Here is a 19,438-nt window from a genome sequence, read left to right as displayed (position 1 = left end):
TCTGTTCGGCGCGTCCGTCTCCCGCGTGCGCGTCGTCTCCGGACTGTCCGGCGCGTCCGTCTCCCGCGCGCGCGACGTGTCCGTTGTACGCGACGTGTCCGTTGTGCGCGAGGTGTCGGTTGTGCGCGAGGTGTCGGTTGTACGCGAGGTGTCCGTTGTACGCGTCGTGTCTGGCGTACGCGTCGTCGGCGGCGTGGTCGAATCCGGCAGACGTGTGGTCGGCGGCGTCGTCGAATCCGGCGGACGTGTGGTCGGCGTCGTCGTAGTGGGGTCCGCGTGCCAAACCGGCGTCGTCGTACTGGGGTCCGCGTTCCAGACCGGCGTCGTCGTACCCGGATCCGTCGGCGAATCCGGGGTCGTCGTCGTGCCCGGGTCCGTGTGGGTTGGCGTGGAGTCGGCGCTTGGGGGGTGGGTGGTGTCGGGAACGTCGATGTCAGGCGTGTCGACTGAGGGGCTGTCCAGCGATGTGGTGTCGACCGACGGGCTGTCCGTCGTGAAATCGGGGGTGACCGAGGTGTTTGAGGTGTCGGACACGTCCGGGGCATCTACGTCCACCGTCACGTCCACCGGCGGGGCGCCGTGAAGCTTGAAGTTGTCGCCGAGGATCGGGATCTCTGACAGGCCGTTGACGACGTCTTTGACCGTTGGGATCTTCATCGCCGCGCTGAGGGCGGTGTCATGCACGGTGACCCGCAGGCTCCGGGCGAACTCGGCCGCCTTGGCGACCCTCGCCGCCGCGACGCCGTACTTGCCGGCCAGCGCCGCAGCCCTGAGTCCTGCGCCCGCGCCGAAGGTGCCGACAGTGAGCAGCACGTTGGTGGCCATCATCCCGAAGGCCTTGCCCGGATTGGTCTTCCATTCGTCCCAGGCGACGAAGCTTTCGAACATCTGGTCCGCCATCGACAGGCCCGTCTCCGTCGACTCCTTCATCTCTTCGGACCGCTCTATGCCGAAGACCTCTTCGCCGACCCACGCTCCGAACTGCGGCGGAGCTGAAGCCACTTGTACCAAGAGCATGCCAACGCCCTTCCAGGCGTTCTCCGCGTCTTCCCAGTCCGGCACGTCGTAGTTGAACCAGTCCTTCATCTTGTCCGAGAAGCCGGGGATCATGTCCAGCAGCGGCAGCACCGGCACCAGGGTCAGGATGCCCTCGAGCGTCTCGCCGAGGACCGTGACGACGCCGATCACGACGTTCCCCGGGAACATGACGACGTCCGCCCACGCGGGATAGTCCACGTCCTCTGCGGTCCCCCACGGCGGCGCCTCCGGTTCCGCCTCGTCCTCCGGCGGCGGGGGCGGCTCCTCGCCCTCGCGCAGGCCCGTCTCCGGGTCCCAGGTCTCGCCGCCGTGCAGCTTGACGATCTCGTTGGCAGCCGTGAAGCAGAGCTCCGGGAGCTCCTCCGTCATGATCCGGTTGACGGCCTCAACCAGGTTGTTGTTGGTGTCGACCAACGCCTGGTTCTGCTGCCAGTCGTCTCCTTCCTCCTCCTTCGACTCATGCCACGAGGTGGCCATGATCTGGAGGGCCAACAGCTCTCTCGCTCGGCTGCGCAGCTCGTCGGCCAGGGTCGCCAAGTGCCCCGCCATCGCCGGGAGACTCGGGCCGAACTCGTCGAGGTTCGTCTTGACCTTCAGCGTCGAGTTGACCAACAGCTCCCGCTCAGGTGCTTCGTAGACCTCGTTCAGCCCCTGGAACGTGTTGTGGATATCGCTGCCCACGTCGGTGAACGGCTCTCCGAGCGCGCTCAGCGGCGAGATGTTGGCCTCGAGGGCCTCGACCACGTGGTTCAGCTCCTCGACCGGGATGCCTTCCGGTTGGATCATGTCAGTTCAGTCCTCGGTCACACGCTGGGTCAACGAATACGTCTGGTACGGCGCGGCCACTGTCACGACTGTGGACGGGCCGCCACCATCGCCTGCTCGAGCGTCTGCGAACTCGGCGCGAACGAACTGATGCCGTGATCAGCCACCAAGAACAACTGATTCGCATAGCCGGGCGGAACGAGGACGACATACTCCTCCGCCTGGTACGCCGTCCAGTCCGCCAACTCCTCCGGCGTTGCACCCAACTCAGGCCGTGGCGCCTGAGCAGTCAGCCACTCAGCGAGCCGCACCCGCGCGGCCTGGGCAACCTCTTCCGGCACCGTCGTCGACTGCTCATCGGTCATACGGCGACGTCCCCGTCCTTGGTCGGCATCGCGTCCGTCGGGTCCGGGATGAACCCGTTCGCAGCGGCCCGTTGGGCGTTCATGGCCATCCCTTCCTGCCCTTCCATGTAGGCCAGGACGGCATTCTGCGCACCGGTCAGCGAGGCAGTGACCTGCGTCGCCGCGGCTTCCAGGGTCGGCGCCCAGTGCTCGGAGTACTCACCGATGGCCGCCGAGACGACGTTGAGGCAACCCAGCGCCGCCACGTCCCCTGCCAAGAAGCTTGGACCGTCGCGTGCCCCAGTCCGACGAGTGCCTGCGCCGACGACCATGTAGGTCGTTGCGTGCATCAGAGCCGTCAGCTTCTCGCCGTACGTCGTCAGCAACTCGTTGAACGGCTCCGCTGCGGTCGCCGTGTCGGTGAGCACCTTGAACGTGCCCTCGACGTCGATATCCCAGTCCACTGTCGCTCCTCAGGTCTGTCGCCGCGGGTCAGCACGGCCCTGGACGCACTCCCGTGTCCGGGAGACGTCCAGGGCCGTGAAGATCCGGGGTCGGGTCAGCCGCCGATGCCGTCGACGGCGTCGGAGGCCTTCTTCAAGGTCGCGGCGGCCGTTGCATCGTTAGCCTCGAGTGTCGACTTCAGCGAATCGATGATCGCCAGTGTCGATTCGGCCGCGGCGTCGAAGCGGTCCTCGACGGCGCGGTAGTTCTCGGTCACGCCGCTGGCAGACGCGTCCGACAGCGCCGCCGTCACGTTCTGCTTGTGCGTCGCGATCAGGCTCGAGATCTGCCCCGAGAGGCTGTTGATGGTCGACTGCACCTCGCCCGAGGCAGCAGTGTCATAGCTGTTGCGGTTAGCCATCGTCGACTCCTCTCTCAGCGCTTGGCGAACTTGGCGGCGTTGAAGTCGGCCCCGCCCTGGTTCTTCTTCGCGGTGTCGGCCATCTCGGTGTCACCGGTGCGGAAGGCAGCGTCCATACCGGACTGGCCCTCATTGATGGCCGCGAGCCCGGCGTTCAGGTCAGCGGCAATGCCGTCGACGTTGGCCTTGAAAGAGTCGAACATCTGCTTGCCGGCACCACTCATCTTGCCTTCAAGCGGCTCCGCCGCCGCGACCAGCCGCTGCACCAGGCCACCGAGGTCCTGGGTCCCGGTCGAGGTCTTCCTGCTCAACTGATTCAGGGTGTCCTGGCCCATGTCCCAGCGTCCGGTCACTGTCTCTCCTCCGAGGTGTCGTTGCGTCAGCAACTACGAAGCGCTCCCGCCCCGGCAGGCCGGGGCGGGAGCGCTGATGCACGGGAGTCGCCCTATCGGGACGTCACGCGCGCAGCCGCCGTACAAGGACGATCTCAGCTGCCGCTTTCTGCGCGCTTTCTGGTTGCTTTCTTGGCGACCGTCTTCTTGGCCGTCGTCGTCTTGGCTGCTGTCTTCTTGGCTGGGGCCTTCTTGGCTGGGGCCTTCTTCGCGGTCGCCTTCGCCGCGGCTGCCTGCTTCTTGGCGCTGGGCTTGGCGGCACGGCCGTTCAGGATCTCGGCCAGGAACTCACCGGTGTACGACGCCGGGTTGGCCGCGACGTCCTCCGGCGTACCCTCGGCCACCAGCGTCCCGCCGCGACGGCCGCCGTCCGGGCCGAGGTCGATGATCCAGTCGGCGGTCTTGATCACGTCGAGGTTGTGCTCGATGACCAGCACCGAGTTGCCCTTGTCCACCAGGCCGCCCAGGACGCCGAGCAGCTTGCGGATGTCCTCGAAGTGCAGGCCGGTGGTCGGCTCGTCCAGCACGTACACCGTCCGGCCGGTCGATCGCCGCTGCAACTCGGACGCCAGCTTCACTCGCTGCGCCTCACCACCGGACAGCGTCGGCGCCGGCTGACCGAGCCGGACGTACCCGAGGCCGACCTCGACCAGGGTCTTCAGGTGCCGCGAGATCGCCGGGATGGCGGCGAAGAACTCGGACGCCTCCTCGATCGGCATGTCCAGGATGTCCGCGACGGTCTTGCCCTTGTAATGCACCTCGAGCGTCTCGCGGTTGTACCGGGCGCCGTGACACACCTCGCACGGGACGTAGACGTCCGGCAGGAAGTTCATCTCGATCTTCAGCGTGCCGTCACCCGAGCACGCCTCGCACCGGCCGCCCTTGACGTTGAACGAGAACCGGCCCTGCTGGTACCCGCGGACCTTCGCCTCCGGCGTCTCGGCGAACAGCTTGCGGATGTGGTCCCACACGCCGGTGTAGGTAGCCGGGTTCGACCGGGGGGTCCGGCCGATCGGCGACTGATCGACGTGGATGACCTTGTCTACCAGCTCCATCCCGGAGATCTTCGTGTGCCGGCCGGGCACCGTGCGGGCGCCGTAGATCTGCCGCGCGAGTGACGTGTAGAGGATGTCGTTGACCAGCGTCGACTTGCCCGACCCGGACACCCCGGTGACGGCGACGAACACCCCGAGCGGGATGGTCACGTCGATGTCCTTCAGGTTGTTCTGCCGGGCGCCGTACACGGTCAGCTCGCGGCCCTCGGTGAGCGGCCGCCGGACCGCCGGGATCGGGATCTCCCGGCGGCCGGACACGTACGCGCCGGTGATCGAGTCCGGGTGGTTCTTCAGGTCCTCGACGGTGCCGGACACGACCACCTGGCCACCGTGCTCACCGGCGCCTGGGCCGATGTCGACGACCCAGTCGGCGTGGTCGATGGTGTCCTCGTCGTGCTCGACCACGATCAGCGTGTTGCCGAGGTCCTTCAACCGGACCAGGGTGTCGATCAGCCGCCGGTTGTCCCGCTGGTGCAGACCGATCGACGGCTCGTCCAGCACGTACAGTACGCCGACCAGCCCCGAGCCGATCTGGGTCGCGAGCCGGATCCGCTGCGCCTCACCGCCGGACAGCGAGCCGGCCGGGCGGCTCAGCGCCAGGTAGTCCAGGCCGACGTCCAGCAGGAACCGCAGCCGCTCGCCGATCTCCTTGACCACCCGCTCCGCGATCTGCTTCTCCCGCGGGGTCAGCTCCATCTGGCGGAGGAAATCGTGCACCTCGTCGATCGACATCGCGCTGATCTCGGCGATGTTCTTCCCGCCCAGGGTGACCGCCAGCGAGATCGGCTTCAGCCGGGCGCCGTTGCAGGCCAGGCACGGCACCTCGCGCATGTACTCCTCGAAGCGCTCCCGGCTGGTGTCGCTCGACGCCTCCGCGTGCCGCCGCTCGACGTACGGGATCACCCCCTCGAAGGTGGTGTAGTACGACCGCTCGCGGCCGTACCGGTTCTTGTAGGAGACGTGCACCTGGCGGTCGTGGCCGGTGAGCAGCGACTTCTTCGCCTTCGCCGGCAGCTCGCCGAACGGCGTACTGGTCTTGATCTTCAGGTCCTTGGCCAGGGCGGCCAGCAGGCGCTCGAAGTACTGCGAGACGTTCTGCCCCGACCAGGGCTGGATCGCGCCCTCCTCCAGCGACTTGGACGGGTCCGGGACCAGCAGCTCGGGGTCGACCTCCATCCGGGTGCCGAGACCGGTGCAGACCGGGCAGGCACCGTACGGCGAGTTGAACGAGAACGACCGGGGCTCCAGCTCGTCGATGGCGAGCGGATGATCGTTCGGGCAGGCGAGCTTCTCGGAGAACCGGCGCTCGCGGTGCGGGTCGTCCTCCGGCAGGTCGACGAAGTCGAGCACGACCAGGCCGCTGGCCAGGCCGAGCGCGGTCTCGATCGAGTCGGTCAGCCGCTGCTTCGCGGAGCTCTTCACCGCGAGCCGGTCGACCACGACCTCGATGGTGTGCTTCTTCTGCTTGTCCAGCTTCGGCGGGTCGATCAGCTGGATCGTCTCGCCGTCCACCCGGGCCCGGGACAGACCCTGACCGCTCAGCTGGCGGAACAGGTCGACGTACTCCCCCTTGCGGCCGCGGACGACCGGCGCGAGCACCTGGAACCGGGTGCCCTCCTCCAGCTCGAGCACCCGGTCCACGATCTGCTGCGGGGTCTGCCGCGCGATCGGCTCACCGCACTCCGGGCAGTGCGGACGGCCGGCCCGGGCGAACAGCAGCCGGAGGTAGTCGTAGACCTCGGTGATCGTGCCGACGGTCGAGCGCGGGTTGCGGGAGGTGGACTTCTGGTCGATCGAGACCGCCGGTGACAGACCCTCGATGAAGTCGACGTCCGGCTTGTCCATCTGACCCAGGAACTGACGCGCGTACGCCGACAGCGACTCGACGTAGCGACGCTGGCCCTCGGCGAAGATCGTGTCGAACGCCAGGCTCGACTTGCCCGACCCGGACAGGCCGGTGAAGACGATCATGGCCTCCCGCGGCAGGTCGACCGAGACGTCCTTCAGGTTGTGCTCACGTGCTCCGCGCACGATCAGACGGTCAGACACAAGCTCACTCTCAGCCGCTCTCGAGGGGTTCCGGGTGTTTGTCGGGCATGCCCGGTCATGCTAACGAGGCCCACCGACAAAAACTTCCGCCGCCGGACCGGGCGTCCCGATCGAGCCGGCTTCGAAAGTATATTCGATCGCGGAGAGTGGTTCTGGCAAACCGGCCGGACATGACTGGGCGGTGCCATCGATGCAAGGATCGGTCCGAGGACCGACACCCAGGAGGGCTGATGGCGGAGTACCACGGGAACGTCAAGGTTGGTGGGCCGGTGCAGACGCACGAGCTGGCCGAGCTGATGATCACCAAGGTCGCCGTCGGGCCGATGGACAACAACGCCTACCTGCTGCGCTGCCGGCGTACCGACGAGCAGGTGCTGATCGACGCGGCCAACGACGCCCAGACGCTGCTCAGGCTGATCGGCGACGCCGGGCTCGAGCGGGTCGTCACCACGCACCGGCACCAGGACCACTGGCAGGCGCTCGCCGAGGTGGTGGCCCGGACCAACGCGACGACGGTCGCCGGCCGGTACGACGCCGAGGGTATCGACGTACCCACCGACGAGCTGGTCGACGAGAACGCGGCCATCCCGGTCGGCCAGTGCTCGCTCCGGGTCATCCACCTGGTCGGCCACACCCCGGGCTCGATCGCCCTGCTGTACGACGACCCGGCCGGCGCACCGCACCTGTTCACCGGCGACTCGCTGTTCCCCGGGGGTCCTGGCCGGACAACAACTGCCGGGGAGTTCACCTCGCTCATGAACGGCCTGGAGCAGAAGGTCTTCGCGAAGCTGCCGGACGAGACGTGGGTCTATCCGGGCCATGGAGCCGACACGACCCTCGGCGCCGAGCGCCCGCGTTTGCAGGAGTACCGCGACCGAGGCTGGTAGGCGGCTGGGGCACCGAGCGGACGGGCGGAAACGGCATGGCGGACTTCCCCGATGTTGCCGCGTACTCGCACCATCGAACATGTAACCCGAGGATCCATCTCCATCAGGAGGGGACATGCAGAAGGCAGCAGCGCCGACGGCGACGTACACGGCCACGAGTGCCTGACCCGGCTGACCACCACCACCGTCCAGCTCGAGGAAGCTGGCTGACATGCACAGCACCGACGTCATGCCCCGTCGCCGCTGCCACGTCGAGAGGATCATCGGAGTGGCCGGGCTTGCGGGCACTGTGCTGCTGTTCGCCTCCGTGATCGCGATCAGCTGGGTGGACGAACCGCCGCTCGATGCCACCGCCGCCGAGGCGGCGGAGTTCTTCCGCAACAACGACGCGGCGTGGCAGCAACAGGCCGCAGCGCTCCGCGGCCTCGCGATGATGATGCTGCTCGTGTTCATGGCGGGTCTCAGCCTGATCCTCCGCCGGTTCGAGGGTGAGCCGCCCTGCTGTCAACAGTCGCCCTGGTGTCCGGGGTGTGGTTCGCGGCGTACCTCGTACTCGACGCCAGCGGCCAGGCGGCCGCCCACCGCGGCGCCGACCTCGACCCCGGACTGGCGGCCTACGACGTCGGCAGCATCGGGTTCGCCAACGCCTGGGTAGCGATGGGCAGCTTCGCCGTGGCATCCGGCTGGGTCATCGTCTCCACGCAGGCGATGCCGCAGTGGCTGGGTTGGTGGGGCGTTGCCAGCGGCGCCGGGCTGGCGGTGGCACGGTTTCCCCGAGTGGCGCGCCCGCGACTGGTGAGTCCCGCGATCATGACTCGAAGCCACTAGAGATCGACGAAGTCGCTCGATCCCGTGCGACTTGTGATTGCTCCTTTACAGTGTGTGCTCGCGCCCTTTAGGCTCAGCCCGCTTCCCGCATCTCCGGAAGGGGCGGATTGCGCGTTCACGGTGGAAATACTCCGGGGTGCCAAGCCTTCCGACATCGCCGGGCGGCAGCTCCGCGGGGATCCACGGAGCCGACGGTCGGCACTGTTCTTTCTCGCCGACCGTGACGCGTGCACGCGGTCCCATGGGACCCATGTCGTTCATCCACCAAGGGAGGAACCCCAAATGACCGCCACAGCTGACGTTCCCGAGTACTCACTCGATCGCACCGACCTGCTTGCCCCTCCCACGCAGTTCACCGAGCTGCAACAGGAACCACCGTCCCGGGTGCGGATCGCCGACGGCAGCACGCCGTGGCTGCTGACCCGGCACGCCGACGTGCGCGCCGTCTTGAGCGATCCTCGCGTGAGCGCCGACGACACGAAACCGGGCTACCCCCGGCTGATACCACTTCCACCGGGCTTGCTCTCGTTCGTGCGAATGGACGGCGAGGACCATCGGCGGCTGCGGCAGGCGCTGGTACCGGAGTTCACCCTGCGCCGGCTGGAAGCCCTGCGTCCGAAGGTGGAGCAGCTGGTGGAGGCGTTGCTCGACGACCTGTCCCGGCGGGAGAAGCCGGCGGACCTGATCGACGCGTTCGCCTTGCCACTGCCGTCCGCGGTGATCAGCCGGCTTCTCGGCGTTCCCGACGAGGACCATGGCTTCTTCCAAGCTCACAGCCGCACGATCACCGCGATGGACGAGTCGCCGGAAGCAGCGCAGGCCGCGTTCGGGGCCCTGACCGGATACCTGCACGAGCTGGTCGGCCGCAGGACGGTCGAGCCCGGTGACGACGTGCTCAGCCGGGTCGCCGAGTCGCATGTCAAGACCGGGAAGCTGACCCACGAGGAACTGACCGGAATGGCTTTCCTGCTCCTCCTCGCCGGGCACGAGACGACGGCGCATTCGCTCGGCCTCGGCACTCTGCTGTTGTTGAGCCACCCGGAGCAATGGGAGGCCCTGAAGGCGGATCCGACGCTTGCTCGCCAGGCGGCCGAAGAGGTGCTGCGCTACGTGCCGGTGGTCCACACCAACATCTCCCGGCTGGCGATGGAGGACATCGAGATCGGCGGCGTGACGATCGCCACCGGCGAGGGCATCATCTTGGCACTGCCCGCCGCGAACTGGGACGAGGAGGTCTTCCCGGCCGCGCAGAAGTTCGACATCCAGCGTGACTCGCAGTCCAACGTGGGATTCGGGTACGGCGTTCACCAGTGCCTCGGCCAGTCGCTGGCCCGGATCGAGCTCGCCGTGGCGTTCGAAGGGCTTGTGCGCCGGTTCCCGACCCTGCAGCTTGCCGCGCCGGCGAGCGAGCTGCGGTTCCGCATCGAGCACGCCACCTATGGCCTGCACGAACTGCCCGTGACCTGGTGACGAGACGACCATGGGTCTTAAGGTGAACCGGGAACTGTGCATCGGCGCCGGTCATTGCGTGCAGGTCGCCCCCGACCTGTTCGACCAGGACGAATCGGACGGCTTGGTCGTGCAACTCGTCGAGAATCCGGGAACGGACCTGCAAGGCGCGTTGCGCGAAGCCGCCTCGCTCTGCCCGTCGGGAGCCCTGGGAATCGACTCCTAGAACACCAGCCCGTCAGCCACCACTTGAGTTGAAGCCGCGCCGGCCCCGCGTCGTACCTGTGGGTCTTTCCTGCTGGACGACGACTGGGCCGGCGCCCCGCGGCGACTCGCTGTTCCCGGGCGGCGTCGGGAACACCCAGGGCGACGCCGAGCGGTTCACCTCACTGATCAACGACGAAGCCAAGCTCTTCAACCAGCTCCCCGACGAGACCTGGGTCTATCCCGGTCACGGTGGCGACACCACCCTCGGCAAGGAACGCCCCAACCTCCCGGAGTGGCGAGCCGGCGGCTGGTAGCCGGCTAGAAGACCAGCCGGTGCCGCTCGGCGATCGGCATTGTGGCCTCGAAGTCGACCTCACAACCGTACGTCGCTGCCAGAGCCGGCAGCGTGTCCGCGTCGTACTCGCCGCCTGGCTCAGCCAGCTTGCGGAACAGCTCCTCCAGACCACCGGGCGAAATGATCTCGAGGAGCCTGAGCGGCTCGTCACCGGCGTTCCAGAATGTGTGCCACTGCCCGCGCGGCTTGTAGACCAGCGTGCCGGCGTCCGCGAACACCTCGTCGTCACCGAGTAGTGCCCCCAGCCGGCCCTCCAGGACGAAGCTGTACTCGTCCTCGCGAGTGTGAAGGTGCAGCGCGATCGACGGCCACCCGCTCCGCGGCGGCCCGGCCTAGAGGCGTGAGCGCGCTTCCTCGATTTGCTTGCTGATGGTTCTGGCGCCGACGGACGCCGCGAGGTCCGTCGCCTCGTCGGCCAGCGCTCGTGCTTCCTCACCGTCGGACAAATAGATCAGGCCGACCAGGTTGGCGGCTACTCCGGCGGTGAAGCCGAGGGTACGGCGTACCGCGGTGGACTCCTCGAGAAGCGCGCGGGCCTCGTCCAGGTTGCCCGCCATGTGGGCGGCGATGCCAAGATGGCGGAGGGCATAGGACGAGGTCAGCTCGTCGCCGGTCTTCCGCGCGAGGTCGCGAGACCGCGTCAGTGCGGACAGCGCAGGTTCGGTCTCGTCGCGGACGACCTGATGGAAGCAGCCGATCCAGAAGAAGGCCTCGGCCTGGCCTCGCTCGTCGTCCACCGAGGTGTAGAGCGCCAGTGCCCGCTCGAACAGCTCCAGTTCCCGCGGATCCTCGACCCGATTCTCCAGGAACCGCCCGTGCAGCACTTTGCCTCGCGTGAGCAGCAGGTCGGCTTCGGCCGCATCCAGCTCCCGGTCGGCGGTCGTCAGCGCATCGGCCTCCGCGTTGAAGATCGCACGCTCGTACAGCTCCGCTGCCCGCCGAACTCGTTCATCCACCCGGCCGATCCTAAGCGGGCAGACCTGCTAGCGGTCGGTGAGCTCGGCAGGAAGGGCCACTACGTCGACGAGGGCGCCGTTGCGGATGGCGGTGATCTCGGTGCGGCGGTTGATGGCGTCTTCGAAGAGCAGGCGTTGCAGGGACTGGGCGTCGCGGAGGGGTGCGCCGTCGACGGCCAGGACGAGGTCGCCTTCGCGGAGGCCGGCCTGGGCGGCGGGGCTGCCGGCGATCACCTCGACGACCCGGAGCGCGGTGCGCTGGTCGAAGCGTTCAGCGAGCTGGGGTCGCAGCGGTGCGGGTTTCGTCACCAGCCCGAGGTAGGCACGCCGTACCCGCCCGTCGTGCAGCAATGAGTAGATGATCCGGCGGGTGGTCCCGTTCATCGGGACCGCGAGGCCGAGGCCGATACCGGCCACCGCGGTGTTGATGCCGATCACCCTGCCGTTGCCATCGGCAAGCGCTCCGCCGGAGTTGCCCGGGTTCAGCGCCGCGTCGGTCTGGATCACGTCCTCGATCATCCGGGTGGCGTTCCCGGCTCGCACCGGCAGCGACCGCCCGAGCGCGCTCACCACCCCGGCGGTCACACTCCCGGCCAGGCCGAGCGGGTTGCCGACCGCAACCACCAGGTTCCCCACCTTGAGCTGGTCCGCATCGCCGTACTCCGGCGGATCCGGGATGTCCCGGTCGGACCGCAGTACGGCGAGATCGGACAGCCGGTCGACTCCGACCACCCGCGCCTGCGCCGCCGTACCGTCCGCGAACTCAGCGGTGGCGAGTGAACCGCTGCCGACCACGTGCGCGTTCGTCAGCAGGTGGCCGTCGTCGGTCAGCACCACCCCCGACCCCGACGAGTCACCCCGCCGACTCGGGATCCGCAGGCTCGCCACTCGTGCGATCAAGCGCTCCGCCACCCCGGAGACCACCCGGGAGTAAGCGTCCAGTACGTCGTCCCCAGCAGTCTCTTCAGCCATGTCCGCCTCCCGATTACAACATTACGCCGCAAACACAACCGGCCAGCACCGTGAAGCGCGCCACAGAACTGACCGATCGGTTGAAAACTGGCCGATCGGTCAGGATGATGATTGACATGGCAGTCACCACCCCCGCCCGGGAGCGCACCCGGCACGAGGTCGTCCGGCAGGCGATGGACCTGTTCCAGGCCAAGGGCTACAACGCGACGTCACTGCAGGACATCGCGACCGCGGCCGGTTGCTCGAAGGCCACGGTGCTCTACCACTTCAACGGCAAGCCCGCGGTGCTGGCTGCCGTACTCGAACCGGCCGCGGCCGACCTCGCCGCGCTGATCCAGACCGTTGACCAGCTGCCGCGGGCCGAGGCGCAGGAGGTCGCGATCCGGCGGTTCACCGACCTCGCCGTCGTGCACCGGGGCGTCATCGACGTCATCCAGGACGTACTCCCGGTCATCGAGGAGATGCCCGAGGTCGCTGGGCTGGTCGCAGACGGCATGAAGCTGACCGGCTATCTGGCAGGCTCGGACGATTCGCTCGAGCGCGACCTGGCCACGTTCGCCATCAACGGTCTGCTCGGCGAGTGCCGGCATTCCGGTGACCGTAGCGACGAGGACCTCCGAAGACTCTGCGACATCGCTCTGCGGCGACTGCTCAAACCCGCCTGATCAACGTCTGAACCGGCTCGGCGCCCCATGGCGCCAGGTCTCCCCTGCACACGAACGGACACCTTCCCCGATGGCCAATCTGCTGTACCGGCTCGGCCGGTTCTCCTACCAGCGCCGGCGACTCGTCGCCGCCATCTGGGCGGCCTTCCTTGTTCTGCTGGGGGTCGGCGCGCTGACCTTCGGCGGCTCGACGACGAACACGTTCTCGATCCCCGGCACCGAGTCGCAGCGCGCGCTCGACGCCCTGAAGACCGAGCTGCCCGCGGCGAGCGGCGCCTCCGCCACCGTCGTGGTGAAGGCACCTGATGGCAAGACGCTTGCCGACCCGGCAGTCAAGGCCGCCGTCGGCACGACCGTCGCCCGGGCGGCGAAGGTCCCCGAGGTGATCGGGGCGGTCGATCCGTTCACCAGCAAGGCGATCAGTCCGGACGGCACCACCGCCCTGATCAGCGTCCAGTTCGCCAAGCCGGCCGACGAGCTGTCGAAGGAGAGCACCGAGGCGTACGACGGGCTCAGCGGACTCAGCTCCGGGGATCTTCAGGTAGTCCCGGGTGGCCAGATCGTCGGCGGCGTACCGGAGGTCGGGGCCACCGAAGTGATCGGCGTCGCGATCGCGGCCGTCGTATTGGTCGTCACCTTTGGTTCGCTGGTGGCGGCCGGGATGACGTTGCTCACCGCGCTGCTCGGCGTACTGGCCGGGATGGCCGGGCTGTTCCTGGTGACCGCGTTCGCGGACGTGTCGTCGACGGCGCCGATCCTGGCACTGATGCTGGGCTTGGCGGTCGGTATCGACTATGCGCTGTTCATCAGCTCACGGCACCGGACCCAGCTCGCCGAAGGCATGGACGAGGAGGAGTCGGTCGGCCGCGCGACCGCGACCGCGGGCTCGGCGGTGTTGTTCGCCGGCGCGACCGTGGTGATCGCGCTTGCCGGGCTGAGTGTGGTCGGCGTTCCGTTCCTGACCGCGATGGGCTTCGCGGCCGCGGCGACCGTCCTCACCGCGGTGCTGGTCGCGTTGACGCTGCTGCCCGCGCTGCTCGGGTTCGTCGGCAAGCGGGTGCTTCCGCGGAAGTTGCGCAAGGCCCCGACCGTCGCACCGGCCGAAGGGTTCGGATTCCGCTGGGGGCGGTTCACCACCCGCTTCCGCGTCCCGATCGTTGCTCTTGGCATCATCGGGCTCGGGCTGCTTGCGATTCCGGTGAAGGACATGCAACTGGCGTTGCCGGACGGCGCGTCGGCGGCGGCCGGGACCAACCAGCGGGTCGCCTACGACCTCACCGCGGCCGCTTTCGGCCCGGGCGCCAATGGCCCGCTGGTGGTCGTCGTGACAAGCGACAGCGCGGCGACGTCGGGTGCAGTCGTTGAGCAGGTACTCGCGAAGACGCAAGGACTGAAGGACGTCGTCGCGGCGCAGCCCGGTCCCGCGAGCCCGGACGGGTCGACGCGGCTGCTGCAGGTGATCCCGGCCAGCGGTCCGGCCACCGAGGAGACGGCCGACCTGGTGAAGAACCTGCGCACCGCCGTTCAGCCGCTGGCCACTGGTGACGCGACGATTTCGGTGACCGGTAACACGGCGGTCGGGGTCGATGTGTCCAACAAGCTGTCCGGCGCGTTGCCGACGTACCTGCTGCTCGTCATCGGGCTGTCGTTCCTGCTGTTGCTGCTCGCGTTCCGGTCGCTGCTGGTGCCGTTGAAGGCGACGCTCGGGTTCGTGCTGACGATCGGCGCGACGTTCGGGATCACGGTCGCGGTGTTCCAGCAGGGCTGGGGAGCTTCACTGCTCGGAGTGGACTCCCCCGGGCCGCTGGTCAGCTTCCTGCCGATCATCATGATGGGCGTGCTGTTCGGGCTGGCGATGGACTACGAGGTGTTCATCGTGTCCCGGGTCCGGGAGGAGTTCGTGCACGGCAAGCACGCGACCGAGGCAACCGTCGAGGGCCTCGGCCACGGCGCCCGCGTGGTCACCGCGGCGGCCCTGATCATGGCCTCCGTGTTCGCCGGCTTCATCATGGTCCACGACCCGATCATCAAAGCCATCGGCTTCGGCCTCACCATCGGCGTCCTCATCGACGCCTTCGTGGTCCGCATGACCCTGGTCCCCGCCGTCCTCAGCCTCCTCGGCGACCGCGCCTGGTGGTTCCCGAAGTGGCTCGACCGCATCACCCCCAAGGTAGACATCGAAGGCGAATCCCTCCGCGCCCCCACCAAACCAGCGGACAAACAGCCCGTCGGAGTGGGCTAACCGCCGGCACTGGCGGGTTGTGGACCAACTGGCGGGTTACAGCACGCCAGCGGTACAACAACCCGCCACCGGCCAATCACGCACAGAGGGGCACCGACAAGATCGGTGCCCCTCATGGGTCGGGCTGACAGGATTTGAACCTGCGGCCCCCTGGCCCCCAGCCAGGTGCGCTACCAAACTGCGCCACAGCCCGAAGCGCGCCTCCGAAGCGGCGAGCGGAGTAAACCTTACCTCATCGGAACCAGTGCTCTGACCAGGGTCCGGTCAGCGTTTCTTGTTCTTTTGGCGGGCTCGGATTTGGACGTGGACGGGGCTGCCGACGAAGCCGAAGTCTTCGCGCAACCGGCGTTCGATGAAGCGTTGGTACGACGGTTCGATGGCGCCGGAGGTGAAGATGGCGAAGGTCGGGGGCATCGTGGTCGCCTGGGTGCCAAAGAGGATCTTCGGTTGTTTGCCGGAGCGGACCGGGTGCGGGTGGGCGGCGACCAGGCGGCCGAGGAAGGCGTTCAGCTGGCCGGTCGGGACGCGGGTCTGCCAGCCTTCGAGGGCGGCTTCGATGGCCGGCACCAGCTTCTCCATGTGCCGGCCGGTGAGCGCGCTGATGTTCACCCGCGGCGCCCAGCGGAACTGGACCAGGTCGCGGTCGATCTCGCGCTCCAGGTAGTAGCGCCGGTCCTCGTCGACCAGGTCCCACTTGTTGTACGCGATCACCAGCGCCTTGCCGGCCTCCTCGACCGCGTTCATGATCCGCAGGTCCTGCTCCGACATCGGCTCCGAGGCGTCGATCACCACCACGACCACCTCGGCCCGCTCGATCGCCGCGTTGGTCCGCAGCGAGGCGTAGTACTCGTGGCCTTGAGCGTTCTTGACCTTCCGCCGGATGCCGGCCGTGTCGATGAACCGCCACTCCTTGCCGGCCAGCGTGATCAGCTCGTCCACCGGGTCGACCGTCGTACCGGCGACGTCGCTGACGACGACGCGGTCCTCCTTGGCGACCTTGTTCAGCAGCGAGGACTTGCCCACGTTCGGCTTGCCGACGATCGCGACCCGGCGCGGTCCGCCGGCCTCGGCGTCGCGCTCCGGCGGCGCCTCGGGCAGCGCGGCCAGGACGGCGTCCAGCATGTCGCCGGTGCCGCGGCCGTGCATCGCCGACACCGGGAACGGCTCGCCGATGCCGAGGCTCCACAGGTTCATCGCCTCGGACTCGACCCGCTGGTCGTCGACCTTGTTCGCGGCCAGTACGACGGGCTTGCCGGACTTCCGCAGTACCCGGACCACCGCCTCGTCGGCGTCCGTGATCCCGACCGTCGCGTCGACGACGAACAGCACCGCGTCGGCGGCGTTGATGGCGACCTCTGCCTGGGCGGCGACCAGCGCGGCCATCCCGACCGCGTCCGGGTCCCAGCCGCCGGTGTCGACCACGGTGAAGCCCCGGCCGGCCCAGTTGGCGTCGTACGAGACCCGGTCCCGGGTGACGCCCGGGGTGTCCTCGACGACGGCCTCGCGGCGGCCGATGATGCGGTTCACCAGCGTGGACTTGCCCACATTCGGCCGGCCCACGATCGCGAGCACGGGCAGCGGTCCCGTGTCCTCACGCTCGTGGGTGGGCTCGGCAAAGTCGTAGCCGGTGGGCAGGTCACTCATCAGGATCCTTCTTGTCTGGCTCGCCCGGGAGCGGGTGGCCGGTGGCTTCGACGGCCGCCCTGACATGGGCCCGCAGCACGTCGCCGATCTGGTCGGCAACCGCCCGTACGTCGGAATGCCTCCTCGGAAAGGGTACGCGGTCGATCCGGAACGGCTCGCCATAGACCACATCCACCCGGCTCCCGGCCGGTGGAAAACCCTCCACGTCTCCGTGCGGAAGGCGCGTTCCGAGCAGGGCCACCGGCAGGATCGGGGCGCCCGTGACCATGGCCAGGTAGGCCACCCCGGTGCGCACCTGGCGGAAGTCGCCCGGGCCGCGCGTCCCCTCCGGGTAGATGTTCAGCACCCGGCCGTCCCGCAACACCTTGATGGACTGCCGTACGGCGAGGACGTCGTACGACGACCGGTCGACCGGGATCTGCCCGAAGCGCCGCAGCAACCTGCCCTGCACACCACCGAAGGCCTCGATCTTGCCGAGCTGGTGCAGCATCCGCGGCGCGATCGCACCCAGCAGTGGACCGTCGAGCAGGCTCAGGTGGTTCGGGGTCATCAGCACCGGGCCGGTCCGCGGGAACAGATCCTGGTGGTGGACAGTCAGCCGGTAGCGGCGCTGGAAATACGTCCTGGCGATCCGGCGGGCCGGCAGTGCCAGCCGGTAGGGCAGTCGAGGCAGGTCGTCGGTGCGGGGCAGCTCCAGGTGCCCGGTCAGCTCTGCGGTCATGGGGCCTCCCGCCCTGGACTGAGGCCCCATGACCCGCCGCGCGGCAGCGCGGCCAAAAGCACAGCGACTGGAGCGACGAGGGAAGGGCGGGAGTCAAAGCCCCATGACCGAGCCGGCGCCGAAGGCCCGGCCGAAAGCACAGTCATGACTCCCGGTCGCCAGTGTCCACATCGGCGGCCTCGGCCTCCTTCGCGAGCCGGCTGATCACGTCGACGACCTCCTCCAGAGACAGATGTGTCGAGTCGATGGTGACCGCGCCGTCCGAGGCCACCAGGAACTGCGAGACGGTGGCGTCGTCGGCGTCGCGGCGGACGATCTGGTCCCGCAGCTGCTCGGCCGTCACCGCTCCGGCCGCCAGCTCGGCGCCCCGCCGGGCCAGCCGGGCCTCCTGGTCGGCGGTGAGATGCACCTTCAGCTCCGCGTCCGTCGCGACCACGGTGGCGATGTCGCGGCCCTCGACCACGATCCCGCCGGTCGGCTGGGCGTCGTCGATGATGGCGCGCTGGCGCCGGATCAGCTCCTTGCGGACGTCCAGGTTGGTGGCGATCTTGCTGACGCTCTCGCTGATCCGCGGCTCCCGGATCGCGGCCGTCACGTCGACGTCGTCGGCGATCACGAACTGCTTGCCGGGGTTGGTGCTGACCTCGAGCCGCAGCTCCCGGGCCCGCTCGGCCACCGCCGCCGTGTCGTCCAGGTCGAGGCCGTGCTCCAGCGCCGACCAGGTCACCGCGCGGTACGTCGCGCCGGTGTCGAGGTAGCGCAACCCCAGCCTGGTGGCGACGCCTCGGGCGGTGCTCGACTTACCGGAACCGCTCGGGCCGTCCACAGCGATGATCATGGCCCAGAGATTACCCGTGAGCGGGGACAATCCCCCGATCAGGACCGGCTGCCGGTGACTCGTGTACCGCGGTCAGCGGTGGACGACCCAGCCACGCTCGGTGAGGACCCGCACCAACTGGTCGACCGAACCGGGCTTGACGGCCAGCTCGACCTCACCGACCGGGCGGCCCGGGCTGTGGTCGATCCGCAGGTCTTCGACGTTGGCGCCGGACTCGGCGGCGTCCGCGAACAACCGGGCCAGCTGCCCCGGACGGTCGGGGATGGTGACCAGGACCGAGACCAGCTCGATATGCGGTGCGCCGTGCTTCCCCGGCACCCGGACCGCGCCCGAGACGCCCTGCCCGAGGATCGAGGTCAGCTCCTCGGCCGCCTCTTCTTTGCCCAGGGCAACAAGAACGCGATCGAGCTCGCCGCGGATCCGCTCCAGCAGGCCGGTCAGCGCGGCCGAGTTGGCGGACACGATCTGGGTCCACAGCCGCGGGTCGCCGGCCGCGATCCGGGTCACGTCACGGACGCCCTGCCCGGACAGCTGCAAGTGCGAATCCGGCGCGTCGGCCAGGGTCCCGGCCGCGAGCGCCGACATCAGGTGCGGCAGGTGCGACACCCGCGCGACCGCGAGGTCGTGGTCCTCGACCGACAGCTCGACCGTCCGCGCACCGGACGCCTCGGCCAGCCGCCGGACCAGCTCGACGGCCTCGGGCGCGCTGGTCTCATGCGGCGTGATCGCCCAGGTCGCCCCGTCGAACAAGTCCGCCCGCGCGGCGAGCGGTCCGTTGCGCTCGGACCCCGCCATCGGGTGACTGCCGACGTACCGGCTGAGATCAGTGGTCAACCGGGCCGCGTCCGCGAGCGGCTTCGACTTCACGCTCGCGGCGTCGGTGACGATCGCGTCGGTCTGCTCGAGCTGCTCCGCGACCACCTGACCGACGTGATCCGGCGGTACGGCGACCACCACGAGCTGAGGCTCGATCTGGACCAGCCGCGAGCCGGCCCCGATCCGCTCGGCCATCAGCGCGTTGTCCGGATCGGCGTCGACCAGCTCCACCACCACACCCAACCGGGCCAGCGCGAGGCCGATCGACGTACCGATCAGCCCGGCGCCGACGACCCGGACCGGCCCGCGAAGCTCGGTCACGGGGCCTCCCGGCCTGGACTGAGGAGCGG

18 protein-coding genes, 1 tRNA gene and 2 pseudogenes are annotated in these 19,438 nt (G+C 68.7%); 7 read left to right on the top strand and 14 right to left on the bottom strand.

The genetic code is table 11. The features are described from left to right. The 6 genes and pseudogenes from AB0F43_RS23735 to uvrA all read right to left on the bottom strand — a co-directional run. Positions 1-1,824, bottom strand: a pseudogene (locus AB0F43_RS23735) (hypothetical protein); the annotation flags it as partial. 62 nt (positions 1,825-1,886) lie between these two features. Beyond that, complete coding sequence (locus tag AB0F43_RS23730; protein ID WP_360480666.1) at positions 1,887-2,168, bottom strand: hypothetical protein; 282 nt, start codon at positions 2,166-2,168, stop codon at positions 1,887-1,889. Beyond that, positions 2,165-2,611: a DUF6507 family protein gene (locus tag AB0F43_RS23725; protein ID WP_360480663.1), complete on the bottom strand. Its 447-nt coding sequence runs from the start codon at positions 2,609-2,611 to the stop codon at positions 2,165-2,167. The genes AB0F43_RS23730 and AB0F43_RS23725 overlap by 4 nt, the downstream gene beginning before the upstream one ends. 95 nt (positions 2,612-2,706) lie before the next feature. Continuing rightward, positions 2,707-3,012 (bottom strand): hypothetical protein, encoded by a 306-nt coding sequence (locus AB0F43_RS23720; RefSeq protein WP_360480660.1) that lies wholly within the window; start codon positions 3,010-3,012, stop codon positions 2,707-2,709. A gap of 14 nt (positions 3,013-3,026) precedes the next feature. Further along, the gene (locus AB0F43_RS23715) at positions 3,027-3,365 is read right to left on the bottom strand and encodes a hypothetical protein (RefSeq protein ID WP_360480658.1); all 339 of its coding nucleotides are present in this window, start codon (positions 3,363-3,365) and stop codon (positions 3,027-3,029) included. 134 nt (positions 3,366-3,499) lie between these two features. Then, the gene (gene uvrA / locus AB0F43_RS23710) at positions 3,500-6,508 is read right to left on the bottom strand and encodes an excinuclease ABC subunit UvrA (RefSeq protein WP_360480655.1); all 3,009 of its coding nucleotides are present in this window, start codon (positions 6,506-6,508) and stop codon (positions 3,500-3,502) included. Between the two features lie 230 nt (positions 6,509-6,738). Here uvrA and AB0F43_RS23705 point away from each other — a divergent pair, with 230 nt between their 5' ends. The 5 genes and pseudogenes from AB0F43_RS23705 to AB0F43_RS23685 all read left to right on the top strand — a co-directional run. Continuing rightward, the gene (locus tag AB0F43_RS23705) at positions 6,739-7,395 is read left to right on the top strand and encodes an MBL fold metallo-hydrolase (protein ID WP_360480652.1); all 657 of its coding nucleotides are present in this window, start codon (positions 6,739-6,741) and stop codon (positions 7,393-7,395) included. Between the two features lie 498 nt (positions 7,396-7,893). Continuing rightward, positions 7,894-8,223 (top strand): DUF4386 family protein, encoded by a 330-nt coding sequence (locus tag AB0F43_RS23700; protein ID WP_360482031.1) that lies wholly within the window; start codon positions 7,894-7,896, stop codon positions 8,221-8,223. Positions 8,224-8,505: 282 nt separating this feature from the next. After that, complete coding sequence (locus AB0F43_RS23695) at positions 8,506-9,693, top strand: cytochrome P450 (RefSeq protein ID WP_360480649.1); 1,188 nt, start codon at positions 8,506-8,508, stop codon at positions 9,691-9,693. Between the two features lie 10 nt (positions 9,694-9,703). Continuing rightward, the gene (locus tag AB0F43_RS23690; RefSeq protein ID WP_360480645.1) at positions 9,704-9,898 is read left to right on the top strand and encodes a ferredoxin; all 195 of its coding nucleotides are present in this window, start codon (positions 9,704-9,706) and stop codon (positions 9,896-9,898) included. Positions 9,899-9,998: 100 nt separating this feature from the next. Beyond that, positions 9,999-10,193: pseudogene (locus AB0F43_RS23685) on the top strand (MBL fold metallo-hydrolase); the annotation flags it as partial. 4 nt (positions 10,194-10,197) lie between these two features. Here AB0F43_RS23685 and AB0F43_RS23680 read toward each other — a convergent pair. From AB0F43_RS23680 to AB0F43_RS23670, 3 genes are read right to left on the bottom strand one after another with little or no spacing between them, the layout of a single operon-like run. Next, a complete protein-coding gene (locus AB0F43_RS23680; protein WP_360482028.1) occupies positions 10,198-10,536 on the bottom strand; it encodes a cupin domain-containing protein in 339 nt (112 codons plus the stop codon). A gap of 30 nt (positions 10,537-10,566) precedes the next feature. Beyond that, positions 10,567-11,190: a tetratricopeptide repeat protein gene (locus tag AB0F43_RS23675; protein WP_360480642.1), complete on the bottom strand. Its 624-nt coding sequence runs from the start codon at positions 11,188-11,190 to the stop codon at positions 10,567-10,569. 27 nt (positions 11,191-11,217) lie between these two features. After that, a complete protein-coding gene (locus AB0F43_RS23670) occupies positions 11,218-12,162 on the bottom strand; it encodes a trypsin-like peptidase domain-containing protein (protein WP_360480639.1) in 945 nt (314 codons plus the stop codon). Positions 12,163-12,278: 116 nt separating this feature from the next. On the opposite strand from AB0F43_RS23670, the gene AB0F43_RS23665 reads away from it, so the two are divergent. Together AB0F43_RS23665 and AB0F43_RS23660 are read left to right on the top strand one after the other, a co-directional pair. Continuing rightward, complete coding sequence (locus AB0F43_RS23665) at positions 12,279-12,827, top strand: TetR/AcrR family transcriptional regulator (RefSeq protein ID WP_360480636.1); 549 nt, start codon at positions 12,279-12,281, stop codon at positions 12,825-12,827. A gap of 70 nt (positions 12,828-12,897) precedes the next feature. Next, positions 12,898-15,069: an MMPL family transporter gene (locus AB0F43_RS23660; protein WP_360480633.1), complete on the top strand. Its 2,172-nt coding sequence runs from the start codon at positions 12,898-12,900 to the stop codon at positions 15,067-15,069. A gap of 119 nt (positions 15,070-15,188) precedes the next feature. Here AB0F43_RS23660 and AB0F43_RS23655 read toward each other — a convergent pair. From AB0F43_RS23655 to AB0F43_RS23635, 5 genes are all read right to left on the bottom strand, one after another. Then, positions 15,189-15,262: transfer RNA gene (locus AB0F43_RS23655), tRNA-Pro, on the bottom strand. Between the two features lie 71 nt (positions 15,263-15,333). Further along, positions 15,334-16,713, bottom strand: a complete 1,380-nt coding sequence (gene der / locus AB0F43_RS23650; RefSeq protein WP_360480630.1) for a ribosome biogenesis GTPase Der — start codon at positions 16,711-16,713, stop codon at positions 15,334-15,336. Next, on the bottom strand, positions 16,706-17,434 hold the full coding sequence (locus AB0F43_RS23645; protein WP_360480626.1) for a lysophospholipid acyltransferase family protein: 729 nt from the start codon (positions 17,432-17,434) through the stop codon (positions 16,706-16,708). Before AB0F43_RS23645 ends, der begins: the two co-directional genes overlap by 8 nt. 142 nt (positions 17,435-17,576) lie before the next feature. Beyond that, a complete protein-coding gene (gene cmk / locus AB0F43_RS23640) occupies positions 17,577-18,272 on the bottom strand; it encodes a (d)CMP kinase (protein WP_360480623.1) in 696 nt (231 codons plus the stop codon). Positions 18,273-18,344: 72 nt separating this feature from the next. Beyond that, positions 18,345-19,409, bottom strand: coding sequence for a prephenate dehydrogenase (locus AB0F43_RS23635; RefSeq protein WP_360480620.1), 1,065 nt, complete (start codon positions 19,407-19,409; stop codon positions 18,345-18,347). Positions 19,410-19,438: the final 29 nt, after the last annotated feature.

This window comes from Kribbella sp. NPDC023972 (genome assembly GCF_040639075.1).
Taxonomy (GTDB): domain Bacteria; phylum Actinomycetota; class Actinomycetes; order Propionibacteriales; family Kribbellaceae; genus Kribbella.
The sequence above is the reverse complement of the archived record's forward strand: the minus strand, read 5'-3'. Positions and strand labels throughout refer to the sequence as shown.